We start from the raw sequence: 19,770 nt of genomic DNA, 5'->3' as shown, positions 1-19,770 counted from the left end.
GGGATCTCGCGCACGGTGGCGTTCAGGCGCTGACGGTGGCGAACGCGGCCCAGAGTATGGGGGAGTGTTCGATGGATCGGTCGATGCGCCATTGGGTGAGGCGGGCTCGTTGCCAGTCGGCGAGGGCGGTTGTCGGGTCGGGGTGTTCGTGGGCGGCATCGATGGCGCAGATGGCGTCCTGTAGCGGGTGGGCTTCGGGGGGTGCGCCTGCCAGGCGTTGGAAGGCGAGATCTGTGGGGAGGGGCCATCTGCTGGCGGTGACCAGTTCGGCGCCGCCGTTGATCATGGCGGCAACGAGGCCGAGTGCTTCGCTGAAGCGCATATCGCCGCCGCTTTCGCAGGCGATGAGGGCGACTCGGCTCGGGATCGGCCAGAGTTGCGGTCCGTCGACGGGATCCTGGGTGAGGGTGTGGGTGCCGAGCAGCAGGTCTTTGGCCGAGAGCGGGCGGTGTGCGCGGGTGGGGGCGGCGAAGCCGACAGTGTCGGCGGTACAGGACAAATGCAGTTCGGCTTCTTCGCTTTGGCCGGATTCGGGTGCGGCCGCGGTGACGTGACCCACGTAGACCAATCGACTTGCGCCTTCTCGCAAGGCTTTTCCGAGCCAATCGCGATCGACATCGGTGCGGCGAAATGCCTCGATCGGGTCCTCGACGCCGGGCAGGAGGCGGCCGAGCGTGTGGTATTCGGCGAAGCGGCGAGCGACCGGAGTGTCGGCGTCCATCCGGCCGAGCACCGATCCGAGGATGGAATCGGCGCGGTAGCCCGGAATGCGCGGATCGAGTACCGCCACCACGGGCTGTTCGCGCATGTCGTGCCAGGATCGGGCCGTGCGTCCTCGGCTGTGCACGATGCTGGCCGGGGCGAGCAGGCTGACGTCCGCGATATCGACCAGGCGCAGCGCGGGGTCCGGAGCGATGATCTCCCAGGGCACCTGGGCCAATCGCGGCGACGGCTGCAGCCGTATATGCGGACGGATCCCCCGTGTGTACAGGTCGTACAACTGGGCAGCCAGTCCGTAGGGCAGCAGCGCCCGTGAAAGAGCTTGCGCGACCAGATATTCCGAGTCGTGCGCGGCGAAAGCCCCGGTCGTCATGGCACGTTCGAGTGCGTCCGGCTCGGCAGGGTTGGGCAGGGCAGCGGCCAACCTCCGCACCGCATCGGTGATCGCCGCTTCGGGCAGCATGCTCGCGCCCTGGTTGTGGAGATTCCCGATCCAGCGCCATGACATGTAGAGATCGCCGGCATCGGCCATGCGCACGATGACCGTCGGTTGTTCCGGTGGGTTTGTCATGCGGGCAGCACCCGACTGTCCCGAACCGGCCGACCGTAGCGCTGCTCAGCGGCGGTGATGTAGGCGGCGAGCGCGATATGTCCGTCGGGGGCGACGGCCAGGCGCGGTGGTGGTGCAACCGGCAGTCCCGCACTCGCCGCGACCGCGGCCAATGCCGTTCCGAGCTGCGGCGCGCCGCCGGATTGTCGGCCCGTGCCCAGTTGCGTCGGCATACCGAGTTGCGGTGTAGGAGGCGGTTCGTCCACGGCTTCCTGCGGATCGAGCAGTTCGAGTGGAAGTTGTTTTGTGGCCACGTGTTCGGTGCCGGGTGCGGGTGCAGTCGCCGGCAATGCCGTACCAGCGCATTGTGTTTCGATGAGATCTACCAGCAGGGGACCGTTGCCCGACAGGTAGGCGAACCGGAAGGCCATGCGCATCGCGGGGTCGGCGATTCGGCGGTTCCATTGCTCACGCTGATTGCCGTTCGAGAGCGTATGGCGCACGGCATCGATGGCGAGCGCGGAAGAAATGGCCAGATCGACTGCCCGGGAGAGCAGCTCGGGATCGGGAGCCTCGGACTGCTCGAGCACCATCTCCAGCAGCGCCGCATGCCAGAAGTCGATTTGCGCGCAGTGCAATCCGAGGCCGCGCTCGGCGTAAGCGGTGAAAGCCGCGGCCAGCAGTGCCTCGCCCGCGTCGAATCGACCGGTTTTGTAGTCCACGGTGGCCAGGCGCGCCTGGACATCGGCCGCGTCCAGTGCCGCTCCTGAGGCACGGAAGTAGGCCAGGCTGCGGCCGTACAGCTCGTAGGCCCGATCGGCGTCGCCACGGCCCTCTGCGAGAAATCCCATGGTCTTGAGGCCGACGCCGGCCCGATACCCGAGCCCGGCCTGCTCGAAGTACTCCTGGCTGGACTGCAGCGGTTGTTCCGCCTCGTCGAAGTGGTCCAGCCTGACGTACATGATGGCCAGATTCTGTTCGGTCTCGGCGACCGCATTGTGGTCGCCCGCGGTGTCGAACGCGGCGAGCGCCTGCTGCGCGAAGTCGAGTGCGAGCTCGCGGCGGCCGGTTTCGAAGTAGATGCCGCCGAGGGTCGACAGCGGATGTCCCGCCAGGTGGGGCGCGAAACGTACTGCTGCGTCGAGTGATTCGGTGGCCAGCTCGATCGCGTACGCCCAGTCCTGGCGATGAAAGGCGACGGCGGTCAACGACAGCAGGCAGGCTACGCGCAGGTGAGTCTCGTTGTTGTGCTCGGTGAGCATCGTCCGCGCCTGCTCCAAAGCCTGTTGCGCTCCGTCGAGGTCGCCGACGTGTTGCAACGCTTGGGACAGATTGACCAGTGCGGCGGGGCGTTTCTCGATGGCCTCCGCTGGCATCTCGTCCAGCGCTTCGCGGAACATGACTACCGCCCCCGCGTGATCGCCGATCTCATCGCGCATGCTCGCGGCATTGACCAGTGCGCTCACGCGCAGACCTGCGGTGCTGGTGGCCGCAATATTTTCGAACAGGCGCAGCGCTTGGGCAACCTCGCCGCGGCTGTAGGCCGCCGCACCTTCCGCAAGCAGCTTGCTTCCGTCGTCCGCGCCTTCGGTCATATCAGAAGTCCGATTCCGAAGCGGCGGCGGCAATTTCGGCAAGCAATGGCGCGTCGAAGGCTGCGTCGTCGTCGGCTGCGGCACGCCGCAGTCGTGCTGCGGCGATGTCTCGTACCTGCTGGCGGACACCCGAGTCCCCGAGGCCGGGCGCGCCGACGCCGGGCACATAGAGCTCCACCGACGACACCGCCTCCGAGGACGTGGTCGCCTGTCCGGTCCAGGTATCGCCGACGAGGTTCAGCTCGGTCTCGACCGTTTCCGCGGCGACGGCGATCAGCGCGCGCGGATGCAGGTGCGCCGGAATATCGGCGGCCATCCGGAGCGCGGCAACCACCTCCACCCCGATGGTCGTCGTGCCGGGAGATCGGGACACCTGCCAGGACACCGCATGCTCGGAGGCATCGATGAGCCCGGGTGGGCAGCGGTGCCAATCCCAGCCACCGCTGCCACGCGCGAGGACGAGCGCATTTGCCGACGTTCCGAAGGCGGAGCCCGCCGCCAATGCGTAGTCCTGCGCGCGAGAGGGGATGTCGAACGTCGACAGGTCCTCGCTCGACACCGGCTCGGCATCGTCGTCGACAATCAATTCGCATTCCTCTCGCAGGGCGGCGATTTCCTGATCGAGCAGCCGTTCGTCGAGTGGTGCGATGCCGTCGATGGTCGAGGCCGGCCACCACCGCGCCGCCCAGTGTGCGTATCCCAGCCGCCATGCGTTCGCGGCGAGCCGAGGTAGCGCCGGCTGCACCGTGAGTTCGGTGGTGTCACTGTCGAATTCGTCGACGGCCAGCGCGATGGCTGCGCCGTACACGGCCCATATCCACTCCTGGGCAAGCGTCATGTCATCGATGACCGCGGCCGGAATCGGTTGTCCGGAAGCCAGACTCCAGGTGAGGTGCCCGCCCAATACTTCGAGCACCACGACGTCGACATCCGCCGCATCGTCCAGCACGGTCGGTGCACCCTCGGGTGCGATGATCCACAGGCCGCCCTCGACCCGGCGTACGGTCACGGTCCCGGTCATCAGCTTGCCCTCGATTCCGCCGAGTCAGGCTCCTGGGCACGGGAACTCGCGCTCAGCGCCTGCTTGACCCGCATCCGGTGATCGAGCATGACGGAGCGGGCGACCCCATCGAGCAGATCCCACAGCTCGTCGGGCTCGTAGATGCCGAACTCCCTGACGTCGCGGCCGTGCAGGCGAACCCACAGTCGCCGGAGGTAGGGCCGCCATGGCGTGCGCAGTTCGGCGGCGATGGCGGCCAGCGGTCCAGTGGTCGCGGAATGGTCGGAACTCACCGCGAGCCGCCGCGCCTGCAGGACATATGCTTCCCGCTGCCAGCGGCTGTTGATCACGCGATGCGCCGTCGTCTCCGCATCGTGCGACGCACTGACGACCTGACCATGACGGGGCAGCCGCCCGACCGTCGCAATGGGGCTCAACCCTTGCGCGAGTGCGATTCCCGCGGTCGCCGCAACGCGCAGCGACTCGTCGAGCAGCGCCCACGGCGCACAACTGCGGGCGATTTCGGTCGTCACCAGTTCCGGAATCGGCGGCAGCTCGGCGCGTTCGCTGGAGGCTTGCAGCACGGTGAAGACGCGCTCATAGATGGTGCGGTCGAATGGCAGGCCGAGGTTGGCCGTCGAGGCCGAGGTGCCGAGCTCGGGTGGCTGTGGCGCGGGACGCGCGGTGAGCCCCAGCTCGTGGGAGGTCGGTGTGGATACGTTGTCCCAGAGCCGAATTCCCCCGTGCGTGCCCGCATGAGTGGCGAGCAGGCGGTCGAACTCCTTGTGTCCATTGTGCGGTGCCTGCCCGAGTCGGGCGGCCGCGCACGCGTCCAGCAGCGAGCGCACCACGAGGCTGTGATCACCCGTCGGCGCACCCAGCGGCCGTCGCTGCCATGCGACATCGATCAGCGCGCCGAGCGCGCCGATGTGTGCGCCGTCGGTGAGGTGCTCCTTGAGTGCCTGCGTTGTCCGCCCGGCGGTGAATTCGTGGATATCACGTAGAGCGGCTTCGGCAATTGCTCTGTCCCGCAGTGGATCCGGTGCGCCCGTCGTCGTCGCGAGCTCGAAGCAGCGTTGGAAATACAGATCCTGTGGATTGCCTTCGGTGATTCGCAGGGCGCGCCGGACCTGCTTGAGCAGCGTGAACCACGACGCGGTCGCGCGCAGTACATCCGCGGCGGCGTGCATGCGTGTGGCGAGCAGGGTCGCGCCGTCCGCGGTGAGTATCGAGCCCGCGCAGAGCGGGTTCTGGACGGGGCGGATCACCAATGGATCGAGAATGAGTTTGACGGTGCGGCGCAGTGGCCCGCCGTGCGGCCCACTGAGGGGCTCGACACCGTCGAGGCGGCGCCAAACCTCGTCCAGCACCATCGCGCGCGGCCGTCGCATTCGACCAGGTTATCGGAATGTCGACCATTTCAGACACCGGAAAACCTGGGATCGGTAGGGCGCGAGCGGTTCCTACCTTTCTCGTATCGGCTCCACACCGGGGCCGGACGAAGCAAAGGAACGAAATCATGAACACCAAGCCGGTTCGCATCTCCGCCGCCGCTCTTACCGCCGCCGCCGCGCTCGCCCTGTTCGTCACAGGTTGCAGCGACGACGCGAGCACCTCGCCCGCCGCTCCGTCGGCCAAGCCGGCCACCTCCGCGGCGCCGTCCGGCCCGGCAGCGGGCAAGTCGGTGGCCGCGGTGGACGGCAAGGCGCTCGAAGGGAAGTTCGAAACCCTCTGCGCCAAGCAGGGCGGCACGCTGGCCCTGACGCTCAACGACACCAACAACGCGACCTACGGCACTCTCGGCGTCAGCGCCTCCATTTCCGGCACCGACACCGTGGACGCGGTGGCGATCGCGGGCAGCAAGGGCGGCTCCAACGGTCTGCCCTACGCGCTGGGCTTCGGCAACGGCATGCCGGGCGGCTCGGCCAAGCTCGTCAAGGACGGCAACACCTACAAGATCACCGGTGAGGGCGTCGGCGGCCCCGACATGAGCAACCCGCTCGCGGGCCCTACGACGGCGAAATTCGACATCACCTTCGCCTGCTCGACGGTCGTCGGCGGCTGATCCGCGACCAGACGCCGACTCCGCTCATGCCCGGCACGTCCGCCGCCGCCCCGTCATTGCGAGGGGTGGCGGGGCGGCCCGGGCGTGCGCGGACCGACGGGTCATCCACACACCCGCTACCCACCGAAGGCACATCATGAAAACCATCGCCCGCTCTCTCGCCGCCGCATTCGGCGTCTTCTCCATCGGCTTCTATCTCTGGCACGGCCTGACCTATGTCCCCTCCGGGGCGTACGACGACGGCATGCTCGCCTGGATCGGTCCCCACATGGCGCTGCCGATCATCGCGCTCACCGTTGTCCCGCTCGTTTTCGCGTTCACCGGCGAAGGCATCCTGGAGGCGTTCACCGGGGGCAACAGCTCCTCGTTCCGCAACGGTCTCGTCGGGATCGGCACCATCAAGTCGTTTCGGCAGACCGGGCTGAGCGTCAACGATCAGCCGCAGGTGCGCATCGAGTTCAGCGTCGAGGGCGTCGACGGCAAGATCTTCGATTCCGCGGCGAAGCTGATCGTCCCGCTCACCGAACTTGCCCTGCTGCAGCCCGGCGTCGTGCTGCCGGTGCGTTATCTGCCGGGGCGAACCGACAAGGTCGAGGTGGATCGCTCGGGGGACACCTCGGCTGCGCAGCAGGCGATGAACGAGTCCATGATCCGAAAGGGATTCACCACCAAGGGCAAACTCGATATCGCCGCCCGCGGCATCACGGCGCAGGCGGTGGTGCAATCGCTCGCCGTGCCGGGCGAAATCCGCGACGGCCACTCCAAAATCGAACTCGGGCTCGTCGTAACCCGGCCCGACGGAACAACATTCGCCACCCGAGTCGAGAAATTCCTGCCACCGGCGAGCGTAGCCGGGGTCCAGGTCGGCCGCATCCTGCAGGTCCACTATCTGCCGGAGAACGAACAAGAGGTCGTGATCGCCCTGCAAGTCAATGCCTGAACGCAGCACGAATGTCGCTGTCGCTCCATTCCGGAGAGCGAGAGCGACATTCGTGTTTTCGCCGGTACTGAGGGTCACCTAATTGGTCGTTCGTTCATCTGAGCGTTTCCTGGGAATAGCCTGCGGCGTTTACCGTGCGCGCGTCGGACCAATCCAGGAGTCGCCGTGAAACCTCTCGCCCTCTTCGTGAAGCATGACGGCCAGTCGTCGCGCGCTTCCGTCACCTGTGAATACAAATGCGCGAACGCGTGCTTCCACGAGGTGCCCAACACCTCCGGCGGTGCATACTTCGGTGACATCGTCAGCTCACTGAACCGTCGTGGGCTGATCAAGGGCGGCGCCGCGGCGGTACTGGCAGTCGGTGCGGGCAATGTGCTCGCGGCCTGTGGTGACGACGCCGCGGCCGGCACGGTCACCCCGACCAATACCCCGGCGGGCCCGGTGGGTACCGGCACCGGCTTCACCGCCGTCGCGCCGAACAAGGAAGACACGATCGTGATCCCCGAGGGTTACGAGCAGTCCGTGGTGATCCGCTGGGGCGACCCGCTCTTCGCCGACGCGCCGGCCTTCGACTTCGAGAAGCAGACCGCTGCCGCGCAGGCCGTACAGTTCGGCTACAACAATGATTTCGCCGCCTTGCTGCCGATCGAGGGCCAGGCCAACAGCTATCTGCTTGTGGTCAACCACGAGTACACCACCGGCCCGCACATGTTCCGCGGCTACAACAAAGAGGCGCCGACCGATGAGCAGATTGCGATCACCATGGCCGCGCACGGCTTGTCCGTGGTCGAGGTCAAGGGCGAGGCGGGCACCGGCAAACTGACCCCGGTCTTCGGGAAGTACAACCGCCGCATCACCGCGACCACCGAGTTCGCGCTGACCGGTCCGGCCGCAGGCAGCGCGTTCGTCACGACCACCGCCGACCCGACCGGCGCCAAGGTGCTCGGCACCTTCGCCAACTGCTCCGGCGGCATGACCCCGTGGGGCACTGTGCTTTCCGGCGAAGAGAACTTCAACGGCTACTTCGCCAACGGTGACAAGGTGTCGGAATCGGCGGATAAGCCGCGGGTCAAGCGATACGGTTTCACCAAGGGCGGCACCCCCAACCAATGGGAGCGTGCGGACAAGCGCTTCGATCTCGCGCAGGAACCCAACGAGGCCAACCGTTTCGGCTATGTCGTCGAGGTCGACCCGTGGGATCCCACCTCCACCCCGATCAAGCACAGTGCGATGGGTCGCCTCAAGCACGAGGGCGCCACCATTTATGTCACGAAGAACGGCGACGTCGTTTCCTATACCGGTGACGACGAAAAGTTCGACTACATGTACAAATTCGTGTCTTCGCGCAAGATCCAGTCGGGGACCGGCCAGGCGAGCAGGCGCCACAACCTGACCATTCTGGACGCGGGCACGCTGTATGTCGCCAAGCTGACCGGCAACCATCCGGACAAGGTCGACGGCAATGGCACGGTGCCTTCGGACAAGGGCTTCACCGGCACCGGTGAGTGGCTTCCGCTGCTGGAGACGGGTGCCGACGGCAAGGGCACATCGCTCGTTGAGGGCATGAGCGCGGCCGAGGTCGCGGTGTTCACCCGGCTGGCCGCCGACAAGGTCGGCGCCACCAAGATGGACCGCCCGGAGGACTTCGAGGCCAACCCCTACACCGGCAAGGTGTATGTCGCGCTGACCAACAACGACAACCGCGGCAAGGAAGGCAAGCAGGGTCCCGACGAGGCCAACCCGCGCAACCTGAACAAGAACGGTCAGATCCTCGAAATCGACGACGACCACACCGGGACCAAGTTCACCTGGTCGCTGCTGCTGGTCTGTGGTGACCCCGCCGCGGCGGACACCTACTTCGCCGGCTTCGACAAGACCAAGGTCAGTCCGATCTCCTGCCCGGACAACCTCGCGTTCGACCCCTACGGCAACCTGTGGATCTCCACCGACGGCAATGCGCTGAAGTCGAACGACGGTCTGTTCTCCGTGGTGCTCGACGGTGCGAATCGCGGTGAGACCAAGCAATTCCTCACGGTGCCGCGCGGCGCCGAGACCTGTGGTCCGATCGTCACCGAATCGCGAGTCATGGTGTGCGTGCAGCATCCGGGCGAGGCCGACGACGCGACCCCCGAGAACCCGTTGTCGCACTGGCCCGACGGCGGCGACAAGCAGCCGCGACCCTCGGTCGCGGTGGTGTGGAGGAAGGGCGGCGGCCGCATCGGTGTTTAATCGATCGGCAGGCCACCTGCTGTGAAGGAAACGAAACCGCTACTCATCCTGCAGGGAGTAGCGGTTTCGTCTTTTCCGTCTCGGCCGCTCAGCTGCTGCCGAGCAGGCCTCTGATGTTCGCGTAGCGGGCGAAATCGCCTTGGGCCCCGCTGTATACATTCACATCGGTGCCGCCCGCGATGCCGGGAACTTTGCCGCGGTCGGTGGTCTGCCAGAACGTCCAGGTCGGCCAGCCGCCGGGCACCTCGGGTTGGTCGTTGCCGCGGTAGTCGGCGATCCAGAGCGGGTAGTGGACGAACTCATCGGTGTTCGCCATGGCGGTCTTCCAGAAGTTCGGATAGGTGTAGATGATCGGGGTCCGGCCGGTCAGCAGCTCGACGGTTTCCAGGTAGCGGCGGGTCCAGTTGATCAGCCGCGCCGGGTCGAGGCCGCCCGCGTACTCCAGGTCGAGCACCGGCGGCAGATCCAGCGGCCCGTTCTGTCCGAGCACTGTCGCCGCATACAGCGCGGCCTGTGATTGCGGCGGCAGGTTCGGCTGGGCATAGTGGTAGGTCCCGCGTGCGACGCCTGCCGCGCGCATCAGCAAGCTGTCCTGGACGAAGTACGGATTGACGTAGTTCAGACCCTCGGTGGCCTTCACCATCGCGAAGTCGTGGCCGGAGCGTCGGACCGCGAACCAGTCGATGAACCGGCCGTCGAGATGTTGCCAAGACGAGACATCCGGTCCGCTCGGTGCGGCCGTCGCGGTGCCCGGCATGGTTGCGGTGAGGATGCCGCCCACAGCGATCGCGGACAACGCAAGAGCGTGAGTCGATCTCCAACGAGTGCTATCCATGCTGTTCGACGATAGCGACAACTCTTGATGTGGCCAGTGTTGCGCATGATGCATTTGCGCAATATTCACCAAAGGGTTATTAACGGTGTTCGGTTGGGTCAGCCGAGCCAATCGAGAACCGAGGCGGCCGTCCAGGACTGCTGCATGCTGCCGAGCGGTTCGCCGGTGAACGGCTCGTAGTACTCGGCGAAGCTGCCGTCGCTGGCTTGGCGCAGTCCTTCGGCGCGGAGCATGAACGAGCGTTCTGCCCAGCCGCGGCGGGCGAAGACCCAGGAGAACAGCCAGCTCATCACCGGCCATACCGGACCACGCCAGTACTCGCGGGAGCGGAAGTCCTTCGAGACGGGCGAGGTCGACGGCGGTAGCGCGTAGCGCAGGTCGGGATGGCCGCAGAAGCGCGGGCCTTCGAATAGGCGCAACAGGCTGCGTTCGGTGTCGCGGGGCAGACCGCCGCACAGCAGTGGTGCGAACATCGACAGCGTCTCGGTGCCGATCCAGCGTTGCAGCCGGACGTCGAAGTCCCGCGCGGCGCCGGTGCGCGCGTCGGTGGTCGCGACCACGCCGGCGCGGAAGCGCTCGGCCCAGGTGTAGAGGTCACGCACATCGGCGTGTGGCTGCTTGTACTCCTCGCCGATATGGGCGAGCACCTCGCAGGCCAGCGCGAAGATCGCCGTGACGAACACGTCCTCCACCGCGAAGCTCATCGTCGAGGACAGCTGGTAGTCGTCGTATCCGGCTCGGCGCATCTGCTCGACCAGCCACAGATAACGGTCGTATTCGCGGTCGCTCGGTCGCTGCGACCGGTCGGCGACCACCAGCACGTCTTTGCGCCGATACGGCGGCAGGTCGCCGACGACCACGTTCTGATAAGCCCGATCCCAGCGCGGCGAGTTGTCCATGCCCGATTCCCAGCCGTGGTACAGCGTGATCCGGCCACTTTCCTTGGGGTCGCGGGCGTGCGCCATCCAGCGATGCCAGCGCACCAGATCCGGCCAGCGACGGTTGAGGAACTCCTCGGCCACCGCCCTGGTGCTGCGCCCGTGCCTGCGCGAATGATCGAGGATCCGCTGCACCGCGATGGCGTGCACCGGTGGCTGGGTAATGCCGGAGGTGTCCGGGCCGTCGGGCGCGTTGGCGGCCAGCTTCCGGCATTCCCACCGGGCCGGGCCGGGGAAGTATCCGTCGACGCCGTTGGCGAAAACGATGTGCGGGATCATCCCGTTCTTCCACTGCGCCGAGAGCAGCGTGTCCAGCTCGATGACCGCCCGCTCGACGCTCAACGGCGCGAGGCCCACCGCGACGAACGCGGCATCCCAGCTCCACATGTGCGGGTACAGCCGTGGCGCCGCGCTCGTCATAGTGCCCAGATCATTGCCCCGCAGCAGATAGGCGGCGCGGGCCGCGAGCTGTGTCGGGGTGAAACCCGGGTGTGCCATGCCCCTATTCTGCGATGACACCGGAAGGTATGCCCGCTCGGCGGTGTCTGGCGTTGCGTTCGACACAGCACCATGCAGGTCGCTCGGAACAGTACGTGCGGTGGCGACTGCTGGCAGGTCGCTCGAAATAGCACCGGTCGCGCTGGTGGCCGACTCGTCTTCGGTGGAACTCACCTATGCCCCGTCCGTGGAGATTGTTATACCAACGTATCCATGCATCGCTGCGCATGCGGGCCGTGCTACGGATTTCCCGGCGAGTTTTGCGAAACTACTACGGTGGGCCCATGACCTCCGTCGTGACCAGCACTCCGAAGCCGACCGCGCTGATCACCGGCGCCAGCCGCGGGCTCGGTGCCGCCATCGCGCGTGCACTCGCACCGACGCATGATCTGCTGCTCGGCGCCCGCTCCGTCGCGGCGCTGCGCGACATCCAGCGCGAACTTCCCAGCGCCACAGCGTGGCCCGTCGATGTGACCGACTATGCCGCGGTGGCCGCGGCGGTCGCGCCCGTGCAGCGGCTGGATGTGCTGGTGCACAACGCCGGTGTGGCAGATCTGGGCACCATCGCCGAATCTTCGGTGCAGCAGTGGCGACATACCTTGGAGGCCAACGTGATTGCGGTTGCCGAGCTCACCAGGCTGCTGCTTCCCGCACTGCGCGTGGCCAACGGCCATGTGGTGCTGATCAATTCGGGGGCGGGGCTGCGCGCGAACCCGGGCTGGGCGTCCTACGCCGCAAGCAAGTTCGCACTGCGCGCCTTCGGTGACGCGTTGCGGCTCGAGGAACCCGCACTGCGCGTGACCTCGATCCACCCCGGCCGGATCGATACCGACATGCAGCGCGAGATCATCGCCGGTGAGGGTCGTGAGTACCGGCCCGAGGAATTCCTCACCCCGGAGACCGTCGCCGCGACGGTGCGCAATGCCATCGACACCCCGCGCGACGGGCACCCGACGGAGATCGTGCTGCGGCCCTACTGAGTGCCGGCGGACCGGGTGCCCTCGGTATCGAGTCGACGACTCTAGTGCACATCGCCCCAGATCATGACGGTTTATTTACGTGTGCGCGGAATTCAGCTCCAGGACAGATTCGATCGGTACAGTCCCGACTGGTTACATGTTTCGAGCAGAGCTGAGGGTTCCACGGTGGACAGACGTCGGTTGTTGTCGATGCTCGCCGCTGGCACCGCGGTCGCGTTGACCGACGGTGTGGTTGCGCAGGGCGCGCCGATCGACAGCGGGTCCGCGGGCGGTGGGCCGATCCTGCCACCGGCGCCGCGGTTGCCACCGCCGCCGGGTGGGCCGAAGACGCCGATTCCGGCATCGACCATCACCGCGCTGCCCGGACCGGGCAACACCATGGCGCTGACCGTCGACGACGGCGCCAGCCCCGACGTGGTCGCCGCCTACATCGCATTCGCACGTGACACCGGCGCCCGGTTCACCTTCTTCGTGACCGCCTACTACGACTCGTGGAACATACACCGGAATGCGTTGCGGCCCTTGGTGGAGTCGGGGCAGATCCAGCTGGCCAACCACACCTGGGACCATCCGGATCTGACCAAACTGTCCGGCTCGGCCGTCGCTGCCCAGCTGAATCAGGCAAAGAGCTACCTGCACAACAACTTCGGCGTGGACGGAACGCCGTACTTCCGGCCGCCGTTCGGCAGGCACAACGGCACGGTGGACCGGGTGGCCGCGGACCTCGGATACACGGTGCCGACCATGTGGTACGGCTCGCTGTCGGACTCCGGTGTGATCACCGAGGACTACCTGATCGAGTGCGCCCGTAAGTATTTCAACCCGCAGACCATTGTTATCGGCCACGCGAACGCGCCTGCGGTCACACATTGCTACGGACAGCTGGTCGACATCATCAAGGAGCGCAACCTCGCGCTGGTCACGCTGAACGACGTCCTGCTCCCGCCGCGCTGAGGCGAACGTAATCGACTGGTGCACTTCGGTCGGTCCGAGCACCGCAATCGACTGCGCGTCCGACCTTCCCGCGCCGCCCGGAAAGGAATTCCGGCGCGGCGCGGGAGGCGGAGGTCACGCGACGATGTTCACCAGACGCCCCGGCACCACGATCAGCTTGCGCGGCGCATTGCCGCCCAGCAGCGCGGCGATCTTCTCGTCGGCGAGCGCGGCCGCCTCGATGGCCGCGTTGTCGGCATCTGCGGGCACCTGAATCCGGCTGCGCACCTTGCCGTTCACCTGGATCGGGTACTCGACCGACGCGTCGACCAGCAGCGCCGGATCAGCGATCGGGAAGGGGCCATGGGCAAGCGACCGGGTGTGGCCGAGACGTTCCCACAGCTCCTCCGCGATGTGCGGGGCCATCGGCGCCAGCATCAGCACCACCGGCTCCACCGCCGACCGCGGCGCGCCATCGGGGTAGGTCTTGGTGAGATGGTTGGTCAGCTCGATGAGCTTGGCCCCCGCCGTGTTGTCGCGCAGCGCCGCCAGATCCTCGTCCACGCCGGCGATCGTCTTGTGCACAACGCGCAGCGTCTCATCGGCCGGCGCGGCGTCGGTGACCCGCAGTGCACCGGTCTCCTCGTCGACCACCAGTCGCCACACGCGCTGCAGGAAGCGGTGCGCGCCGACGACATCCTTGGTCGCCCACGGCCGGGAAGTGTCGAGTGGCCCCATCGACATCTCGTAGAAGCGGAAGGTGTCGGCGCCGTACAGATCGCACATCTCATCGGGAGAGATGGCGTTCTTCAGCGACTTTCCGATCTTGCCGTACTCCTGGAACACCTCGATCTCGGTGCCGGTCTGGTCGGTCCAGAAGAACTTGCCGTCGCGTTCGGTGATTTCGGCGGCAGGTACATAGGCGCCGCGCTCGTCGGTGTAGGCGTGGGCCTGGATGTAGCCCTGGTTGAACAGCTTGCGGTACGGCTCGAACCCGGTCACATCGCCCAGGTCGAAGAGCACCTTCTGCCAGAACCGTGCATACAGCAGGTGCAGCACCGCGTGTTCGACGCCACCGACATACAGGTCGACACCGCCCGGATCGTCCACACCGTGCTCGCCGATGCGCGGACCGAGCCAGTACTCCTCGTTCTCCTTGGCGCAGAACGCTTCGCTGTTGGTCGGGTCGGCGTAGCGCAGCTGGTACCACGAGCTGCCCGCCCAGTTCGGCATGACATTGGTGTCGCGCCGGTACATCTTGGGGCCATCGCCGAGATCCAGTTCGACATTGACCCAGTCGGCGGCCTTGGCCAGCGGCGGGGACGGCTCGGAGTTCGCGTCGTCGGGATCGAAGGTGACCGGCGCGAAGTCGTCGAGCTCGGGAAGCTGCACGGGCAGCATGGATTCCGGCAGCGCGTGCGGTGCGCCGTCTTCGTCGTAGACGATCGGGAACGGCTCGCCCCAGTACCGCTGCCGGGCGAACAGCCAGTCGCGCAGCTTGTATTGGATGGTGCCCTTGCCGTGGCCTTCGGTCTCCAGCTTGGCAATGATGGTGGCCTTGGCCTCCTCGACCGACAGGCCGTCGAGATAGCCGGAGTTCACCAGTGCGCCGTCGCCGGTCACCGCCGCGACGGTGATGTCGCCGCCCGCGATGACCTCGACGATCGGCAGCCCGAGCGCCGTGGCGAAATCCCAGTCCCGCTGGTCGTGGCCGGGTACCGCCATGATCGCGCCGGTGCCGTAGCCGCTCAGCACGTAGTCGGCGATGAAGACGGGCACTTGCGCGCCATCGGCCGGGTTGGTGGCGTAGGTGCCGAGGAAGACGCCGGTCTTCTCCTTGTTCTCCTGGCGCTCCAGATCCGACTTGGCGGCGATCGACTTGCGGTAGGCCGCAATGGCTTCCGCGGGTGTCGCGCTCTCGTTGGACCAGCGCGCATCGGTGCCGTCGGGCCAGGCGGCCGCGGTCAGTTTGTCGACCAGCTCGTGTTCGGGGGCCAGCACCACATATGTTGCGCCGAACAGGGTGTCGGGCCTGGTGGTGAAGACCTCGATCTGTTCGCCCGCCGCGTCGAACTTCACCTGCGCGCCACGGGATCGCCCGATCCAGTTGCGCTGCATGGACTTCACGTTGTCCGGCCAGTCCAGCCGATCGAGATCGTCGACCAACCGGTCGGCATAGGCGGTGATGCGCATCATCCACTGCCACAGGCGCTTACGGAACACCGGGAAGTTGCCGCGCTCGCTGCGGCCCTCGGCGGTGACCTCTTCATTGGACAGCACGGTGCCCAGGCCGGGGCACCAGTTGACCACCGAATCGGTCTGGTACACCAGACGATAGGAGTCCAGCAGCGCCGTGCGCTCGCGGCCGCTCAGCGCGTCCCATGCGCGGCCGTCCGGTGTCGGCCGTGCACCCGAGGCGAACTGGTCCTCGAGCTCGGCGATCGGGCGGGCCCTGTTCATTTCCAGGTCGTACCAGGCGTTGTAAATACGCAGGAAGATCCACTGGGTCCAGCGGTAGTACTCGGGATCGGTGGTCGCGAACGTGCGCCGCCGGTCGTGCCCGAGCCCGAGCCGGTCCAGCTGCCGCTGCATGGTGGCGATGTTGGACTCGGTCGTCACCCGCGGGTGGGCGCCGGTCTGCACCGCGTACTGCTCGGCCGGCAGGCCGAAGGCGTCGTAGCCGAGCGCGTGCAGCACGTTGCGCCCGTGCATCCGGTGGTAGCGCGCGAAGACGTCGGTGGCGATGTAGCCGAGCGGATGCCCGACGTGCAGGCCCGCGCCGGAGGGGTACGGGAACATGTCCTGGACGAAGAGTTTGTCCGCCGGGGTCGCACCCGCGAGCGGACCGACCGGGTTCGGTGCGTGGAAGGTTCCGCGCTCCGCCCAGATCCGCTGCCACCGATCCTCGATGCGGACGGCGAGGCCAGCGTTATACCTGTGCTCCGGTACAGCGCTTTCGGTTGCACGAGTGTCCTGCACGGTCCTGCCTTCTTATTCGCCGATCCCCGACATAACTACGTCTATCAGGGTAGAACGTCCGGGTCGCAGGACCGAAAATCGGGCCGGACCGGGATTCCCGCAGCGCACCCGCCGCGCTGTCCGGTGCGCCGCGCGGCGTTCGGCCGGACGCGTTGGTGCTCTTGTGCCGCAGCGGTTTCCGGACATTCCCACCGGTCGGCACGAAATCTCGGGCACCCGGTGATCTCGGGTGGTTGCTGTGCTCGCCGGCTGCGGGGTGGCGATATGGAATGCGCCTGTCCGGAGTGGTGCAGCGCTGGGTGCTGGACGGTTGCGGGGGAGCGGCTCGTCGCTATTCGATGACAGTGCGATAGCCTTCTCGGGTGTTCGTCGTCGCTCTTGTTCTGTTCGTGCTGGCCCTCGTGGCCATCGCAACCGGCGTGCTCGGACTGACCGGCAAGCTCCCGCGCAATCGCGTCGTCGGGGTGCACACCGAAGCCGCTCTCCACGACGAAGAGACTTTCCGCATCGCGAACCGTGTCGCCGCACCCACCTCGGTGGCGGCAGGCGCCCTACTCTTCGCCGGTGGTCTCGTCGCCATGGCTGCGAGCACCGTCCCCGCGCTCATCGTGGCGGCGGGCACTGCCGTCGTCGCGCTCTTCACCCTCGGTGCGGGTGCCAATGCCGCCGCGCAGGCGGTCGCCGACCTGGTTCCCGCCGAGGAAGTCGGCGGCTGTGGCCAGTCCTGCGGCGCGTGCTCGCTGCGCGACGCCTGCTTGCCCGCCGGCTGATCGCCGGGCGAATACGGCCGAGCCTGCGCTGATCGCACTCTTCCGGCACTGTCGGTGTTCCGGCGCTGCTCCGAAGCCTTCCTGTTCTGACCTTGCACCGAGCTTTTTGCTGCGCCGCGGCTGCTCAGTCGGCGCAGCCCGGCGGGGGCACGCTGTGTGCGAGCGGACTGCCCGCGGGGTTGAGATAGAGCACGAACAGGGTGACCGGAGTGGTCCCACGATTGCGGGCGACATGGGGATGGTCCGGGCCGCTGGGTTCTCTGAACAGCCGGCCGCGTCGATAGGTGACCGGCACGCAGTCCGCGTAGGGATGGTCGAGGGTGCCGCGCGCGACGAAGACGACCAGGGTGCCGTCGTGATAGTGCCAGCCGCTGGTGCCACCGGGCTCGATGACGGTCTGCCGCGCAATGAACTCGCGCCGGCCGATGGTGAAACGGGCCAGCACCCGGCTGGCCGTGCGGTAGGCCGGTGCCGCATTCGGGCGCAGGCCGCGATCACGCCGGATCATCACAGCTCCATGGAACCATCCGCGGCTGTTCGAGCGGCGCTCGACGATCCCACGCAACGGCTGCCCTTGCGCGGCGCTGCACAAGGACGGCCTGCGTGGGCCGGTCTCTACTACGAAGCCTCCGGTATCGGATTGCAGGCACCGCGTGGCCGGAGAGCTTGCAAGACGGCGTTGTCTGCTTCGGGATCCCCGACCGCGATGCGGGCGCTCCCGTCGGGATAGGACTTCCCGGCGATGCCTGCCCGGCGCAACGCCGTCGCGACACCAGGACCGGGTAGATACAGAAAATTGGCGTGGCTGCGTGGCACCGCGACACCGCGCAGGCACAACGCGTTCCGCAGCGCCTCCCGCCCGGCCGTGATGCGCACGATGCGCGCGGCGAGTTCGGGTTCGGCGGCATAGGACGCGGCTACCGCGGCCACCGCGGCCGAGCTCATTCCGAACGGCAGCTGCAGCCTGCGCACTCGGCTGATCAGCTCCCGGCTCCCGAAGACGTATCCGATGCGCAGCCCCGCCAGCCCGTACGCCTTCGAGAAGGTGCGAAGCACCAGCAGATTCGGGTGCCGGCGCAGCAGCGCGACGGTGTCGATCTGATCGGCGCGGCCCAAGAATTCGGCATACGCCTCGTCGAGGATTACCGGCACCCGCTGCGGCACGGCGCGCAGGAAGGTCTGCAACAGTCTGCTCGGAATCACGGTGCCGGTCGGATTGTGCGGCCGACACACCACCACCAGCCCGGTCCGTTTGTCGACGGCCCGTGCGATGGCGGGCAGATCCTGGTTGCCACCCGCGTCCAGCGGCACCGGGACGACGTCGAGCGCGGCCATCTCGGCCATGATCGGATAGCCGTCGAAGGTCGGCGATCCGTAGACGATCCCGGCGCCCGGCGTGGTCAGCGCCTGGATGATCTGCATGGCCACCCCCGTCGCACCCGAACCGACGACAACCTGGTCGGAGTGCACACCGACGTGGTCGGCGATCAGTTTCGGCAACCGGAGCGGCAAGAACTCCGGATACCGATTGGCGTGCGCAAGTACGCCGTTCACCGCCGACAACACCGAAGGCAGCGGTGGGAAAGGATTTTCGCTCAAGCTCAGATCGAATCGAGGTAGCGCCCGCTCCTGGTGGTGTTGTCGCGACGGCAGCGTGCCGTCGGCCAGTTCCACGGTCATTGCGCCGCGCCCCAGCGCACCGCTGCCGCACCCGCGAAGTCGCCCGCGTGCGCGAACGCTGACATCAATACCACCGACCCGTTGCGCAGTCTGCCCGCCCGGTTCTCCGCATCGAGGGTGACCGGAATGCCCGCGGCAAACAGGTTTCCGCACTGATCGAAGGTGTCGGGGTGGCGTTCGGCGGGCAGTTCGAGCGCGTCGTGCCAGTTGCGCAGGAACAGTCGGTTCGGTTGATTGGTGACGAAGGTGTCGATATCGCGGCCCTTCACACCGATCCGATCGCATACCGCAAGTGCCACCTCGGGCACCAGGCGGTTGCCGCGCGCGAACACCTTGGTGATCTTCGATTCGGTGAAGCTCACGCAGCCCTGGCCTTCACCCGGCTCCCAGTACTTGCGATCGCCATTGGTGGAGAACGACATATCCCCGGCGAACTCGGGATAGGTGCGGCATTCGATATCGAGGATCGGCGCGCTGTCGTCCTTCACCAGCAGCCCGACGCCGCATCCGTCGCCGGGCACCGGAGCCTGCGCGAGCTTGCGGATATCGGGCTGGGTGAACACCGGGCCGGCGCAGTTCGCCGTGGCCGCGATGAGAGCGGTGCGAGCGTCGGTGGTTTGCAGGATCATTCGCGCCATCGCCATCATGTGCACAAATGCCGCGCAGCCGCCGTTGTGCACGTCGTAGACGAATCCGGGCCGCGCGCTGAGCCTGCGCGCCACTTCCGGCCCGCACCCCATGACCGGGTTGTCCGGCAGCTGAGTGTGCGTGATCAGCACGTCGATGTTCGAGAGCAGTTGTGTGCCATGGCGTTCGATCAGCGGCGCGACGGCGCGCTCGACCAAGTCCACCGCGGTCACGTCCCGGTCCACATGATGGCGTGCCTTGGGCGAACGGAACATGACATTCTTCGCCATCCGGTCCGAGCGGCTGAACTGGGTGAAGTATTCGGTGCCGACGGGATCGCCGGGCAGATAGCTGGCCACATCGACCAGACTGACCGTCGGCAGTCGGGGGGCGTCAGGGTTTAGTTCGTTGGTGCTCGCGTTTGCCATCGA

General features: G+C 66.9%; 16 protein-coding genes. 6 read left to right on the top strand and 10 right to left on the bottom strand.

Annotated features, from left to right (window positions below; all coding sequences use genetic code 11):
- Positions 1-22: 22 nt before the first annotated feature.
- Genes OHA42_RS03690 through OHA42_RS03675 form a run of 4 tightly spaced genes read right to left on the bottom strand, consistent with a single transcriptional unit; the run spans position 23 to position 5,238 of the window.
- On the bottom strand, positions 23-1,291 hold the full coding sequence (locus OHA42_RS03690; RefSeq protein ID WP_406234560.1) for a CHAT domain-containing protein: 1,269 nt from the start codon (positions 1,289-1,291) through the stop codon (positions 23-25).
- On the bottom strand, positions 1,288-2,865 hold the full coding sequence (locus tag OHA42_RS03685) for a tetratricopeptide repeat protein (RefSeq protein WP_406234558.1): 1,578 nt from the start codon (positions 2,863-2,865) through the stop codon (positions 1,288-1,290). Before OHA42_RS03685 ends, OHA42_RS03690 begins: the two co-directional genes overlap by 4 nt.
- A gap of 1 nt (position 2,866) precedes the next feature.
- Positions 2,867-3,886 carry a hypothetical protein gene (locus tag OHA42_RS03680; protein ID WP_406234557.1) on the bottom strand — a complete coding sequence of 340 codons (1,020 nt, stop codon included), beginning with the start codon at positions 3,884-3,886 and terminating at the stop codon, positions 2,867-2,869.
- Positions 3,886-5,238 carry a hypothetical protein gene (locus OHA42_RS03675; RefSeq protein ID WP_406239064.1) on the bottom strand — a complete coding sequence of 451 codons (1,353 nt, stop codon included), beginning with the start codon at positions 5,236-5,238 and terminating at the stop codon, positions 3,886-3,888. The genes OHA42_RS03680 and OHA42_RS03675 overlap by 1 nt, the downstream gene beginning before the upstream one ends.
- Before the next feature lie 146 nt (positions 5,239-5,384).
- Between OHA42_RS03675 and OHA42_RS03670 the strand changes: the two genes are divergently transcribed.
- The 3 genes from OHA42_RS03670 to OHA42_RS03660 all read left to right on the top strand — a co-directional run bounded on the left by OHA42_RS03670 (position 5,385) and on the right by OHA42_RS03660 (position 9,099).
- A complete protein-coding gene (locus OHA42_RS03670; protein ID WP_406234555.1) occupies positions 5,385-5,930 on the top strand; it encodes a lipoprotein LpqH in 546 nt (181 codons plus the stop codon).
- 136 nt (positions 5,931-6,066) lie between these two features.
- Complete coding sequence (locus OHA42_RS03665; protein WP_406234553.1) at positions 6,067-6,870, top strand: hypothetical protein; 804 nt, start codon at positions 6,067-6,069, stop codon at positions 6,868-6,870.
- Between the two features lie 165 nt (positions 6,871-7,035).
- Positions 7,036-9,099 (top strand): PhoX family protein, encoded by a 2,064-nt coding sequence (locus OHA42_RS03660; protein ID WP_406234552.1) that lies wholly within the window; start codon positions 7,036-7,038, stop codon positions 9,097-9,099.
- Between the two features lie 88 nt (positions 9,100-9,187).
- Here OHA42_RS03660 and OHA42_RS03655 read toward each other — a convergent pair whose 3' ends face one another.
- Together OHA42_RS03655 and OHA42_RS03650 are read right to left on the bottom strand one after the other, a co-directional pair.
- Positions 9,188-9,934, bottom strand: a complete 747-nt coding sequence (locus OHA42_RS03655) for a glycoside hydrolase family 25 protein (RefSeq protein ID WP_406234550.1) — start codon at positions 9,932-9,934, stop codon at positions 9,188-9,190.
- A gap of 98 nt (positions 9,935-10,032) precedes the next feature.
- The gene (locus tag OHA42_RS03650) at positions 10,033-11,370 is read right to left on the bottom strand and encodes an MGH1-like glycoside hydrolase domain-containing protein (RefSeq protein WP_406234548.1); all 1,338 of its coding nucleotides are present in this window, start codon (positions 11,368-11,370) and stop codon (positions 10,033-10,035) included.
- A 284-nt stretch (positions 11,371-11,654) separates the two neighbouring features.
- On the opposite strand from OHA42_RS03650, the gene OHA42_RS03645 reads away from it, so the two are divergent.
- Complete coding sequence (locus OHA42_RS03645; protein ID WP_406234546.1) at positions 11,655-12,350, top strand: SDR family oxidoreductase; 696 nt, start codon at positions 11,655-11,657, stop codon at positions 12,348-12,350.
- Positions 12,351-12,515: 165 nt separating this feature from the next.
- On the top strand, positions 12,516-13,304 hold the full coding sequence (locus OHA42_RS03640; RefSeq protein WP_406234544.1) for a polysaccharide deacetylase family protein: 789 nt from the start codon (positions 12,516-12,518) through the stop codon (positions 13,302-13,304).
- Positions 13,305-13,418: 114 nt separating this feature from the next.
- Here OHA42_RS03640 and leuS read toward each other — a convergent pair whose 3' ends face one another.
- Positions 13,419-16,262 (bottom strand): leucine--tRNA ligase, encoded by a 2,844-nt coding sequence (gene leuS / locus OHA42_RS03635; protein ID WP_406234542.1) that lies wholly within the window; start codon positions 16,260-16,262, stop codon positions 13,419-13,421.
- A 362-nt stretch (positions 16,263-16,624) separates the two neighbouring features.
- On the opposite strand from leuS, the gene OHA42_RS03630 reads away from it, so the two are divergent.
- Positions 16,625-17,032, top strand: a complete 408-nt coding sequence (locus tag OHA42_RS03630; RefSeq protein WP_406234541.1) for an SdpI family protein — start codon at positions 16,625-16,627, stop codon at positions 17,030-17,032.
- A 124-nt stretch (positions 17,033-17,156) separates the two neighbouring features.
- On the opposite strand, the gene OHA42_RS03625 is transcribed toward OHA42_RS03630, so the two are convergent.
- From OHA42_RS03625 to OHA42_RS03615, 3 genes are all read right to left on the bottom strand, one after another.
- Positions 17,157-17,540 (bottom strand): cupin domain-containing protein, encoded by a 384-nt coding sequence (locus OHA42_RS03625; RefSeq protein WP_406234540.1) that lies wholly within the window; start codon positions 17,538-17,540, stop codon positions 17,157-17,159.
- Between the two features lie 110 nt (positions 17,541-17,650).
- Positions 17,651-18,712: an aminotransferase class I/II-fold pyridoxal phosphate-dependent enzyme gene (locus OHA42_RS03620; RefSeq protein ID WP_406234538.1), complete on the bottom strand. Its 1,062-nt coding sequence runs from the start codon at positions 18,710-18,712 to the stop codon at positions 17,651-17,653.
- The gene (locus tag OHA42_RS03615) at positions 18,709-19,767 is read right to left on the bottom strand and encodes a 3-oxoacyl-ACP synthase III family protein (RefSeq protein WP_406234536.1); all 1,059 of its coding nucleotides are present in this window, start codon (positions 19,765-19,767) and stop codon (positions 18,709-18,711) included. Before OHA42_RS03615 ends, OHA42_RS03620 begins: the two co-directional genes overlap by 4 nt.
- Positions 19,768-19,770: the final 3 nt, after the last annotated feature.

The organism is Nocardia sp. NBC_01009, from assembly GCF_045208035.1.
In the GTDB taxonomy this organism is placed as follows: domain Bacteria; phylum Actinomycetota; class Actinomycetes; order Mycobacteriales; family Mycobacteriaceae; genus Nocardia.
This window is presented reverse-complemented; position numbering and strand designations above follow the sequence as displayed.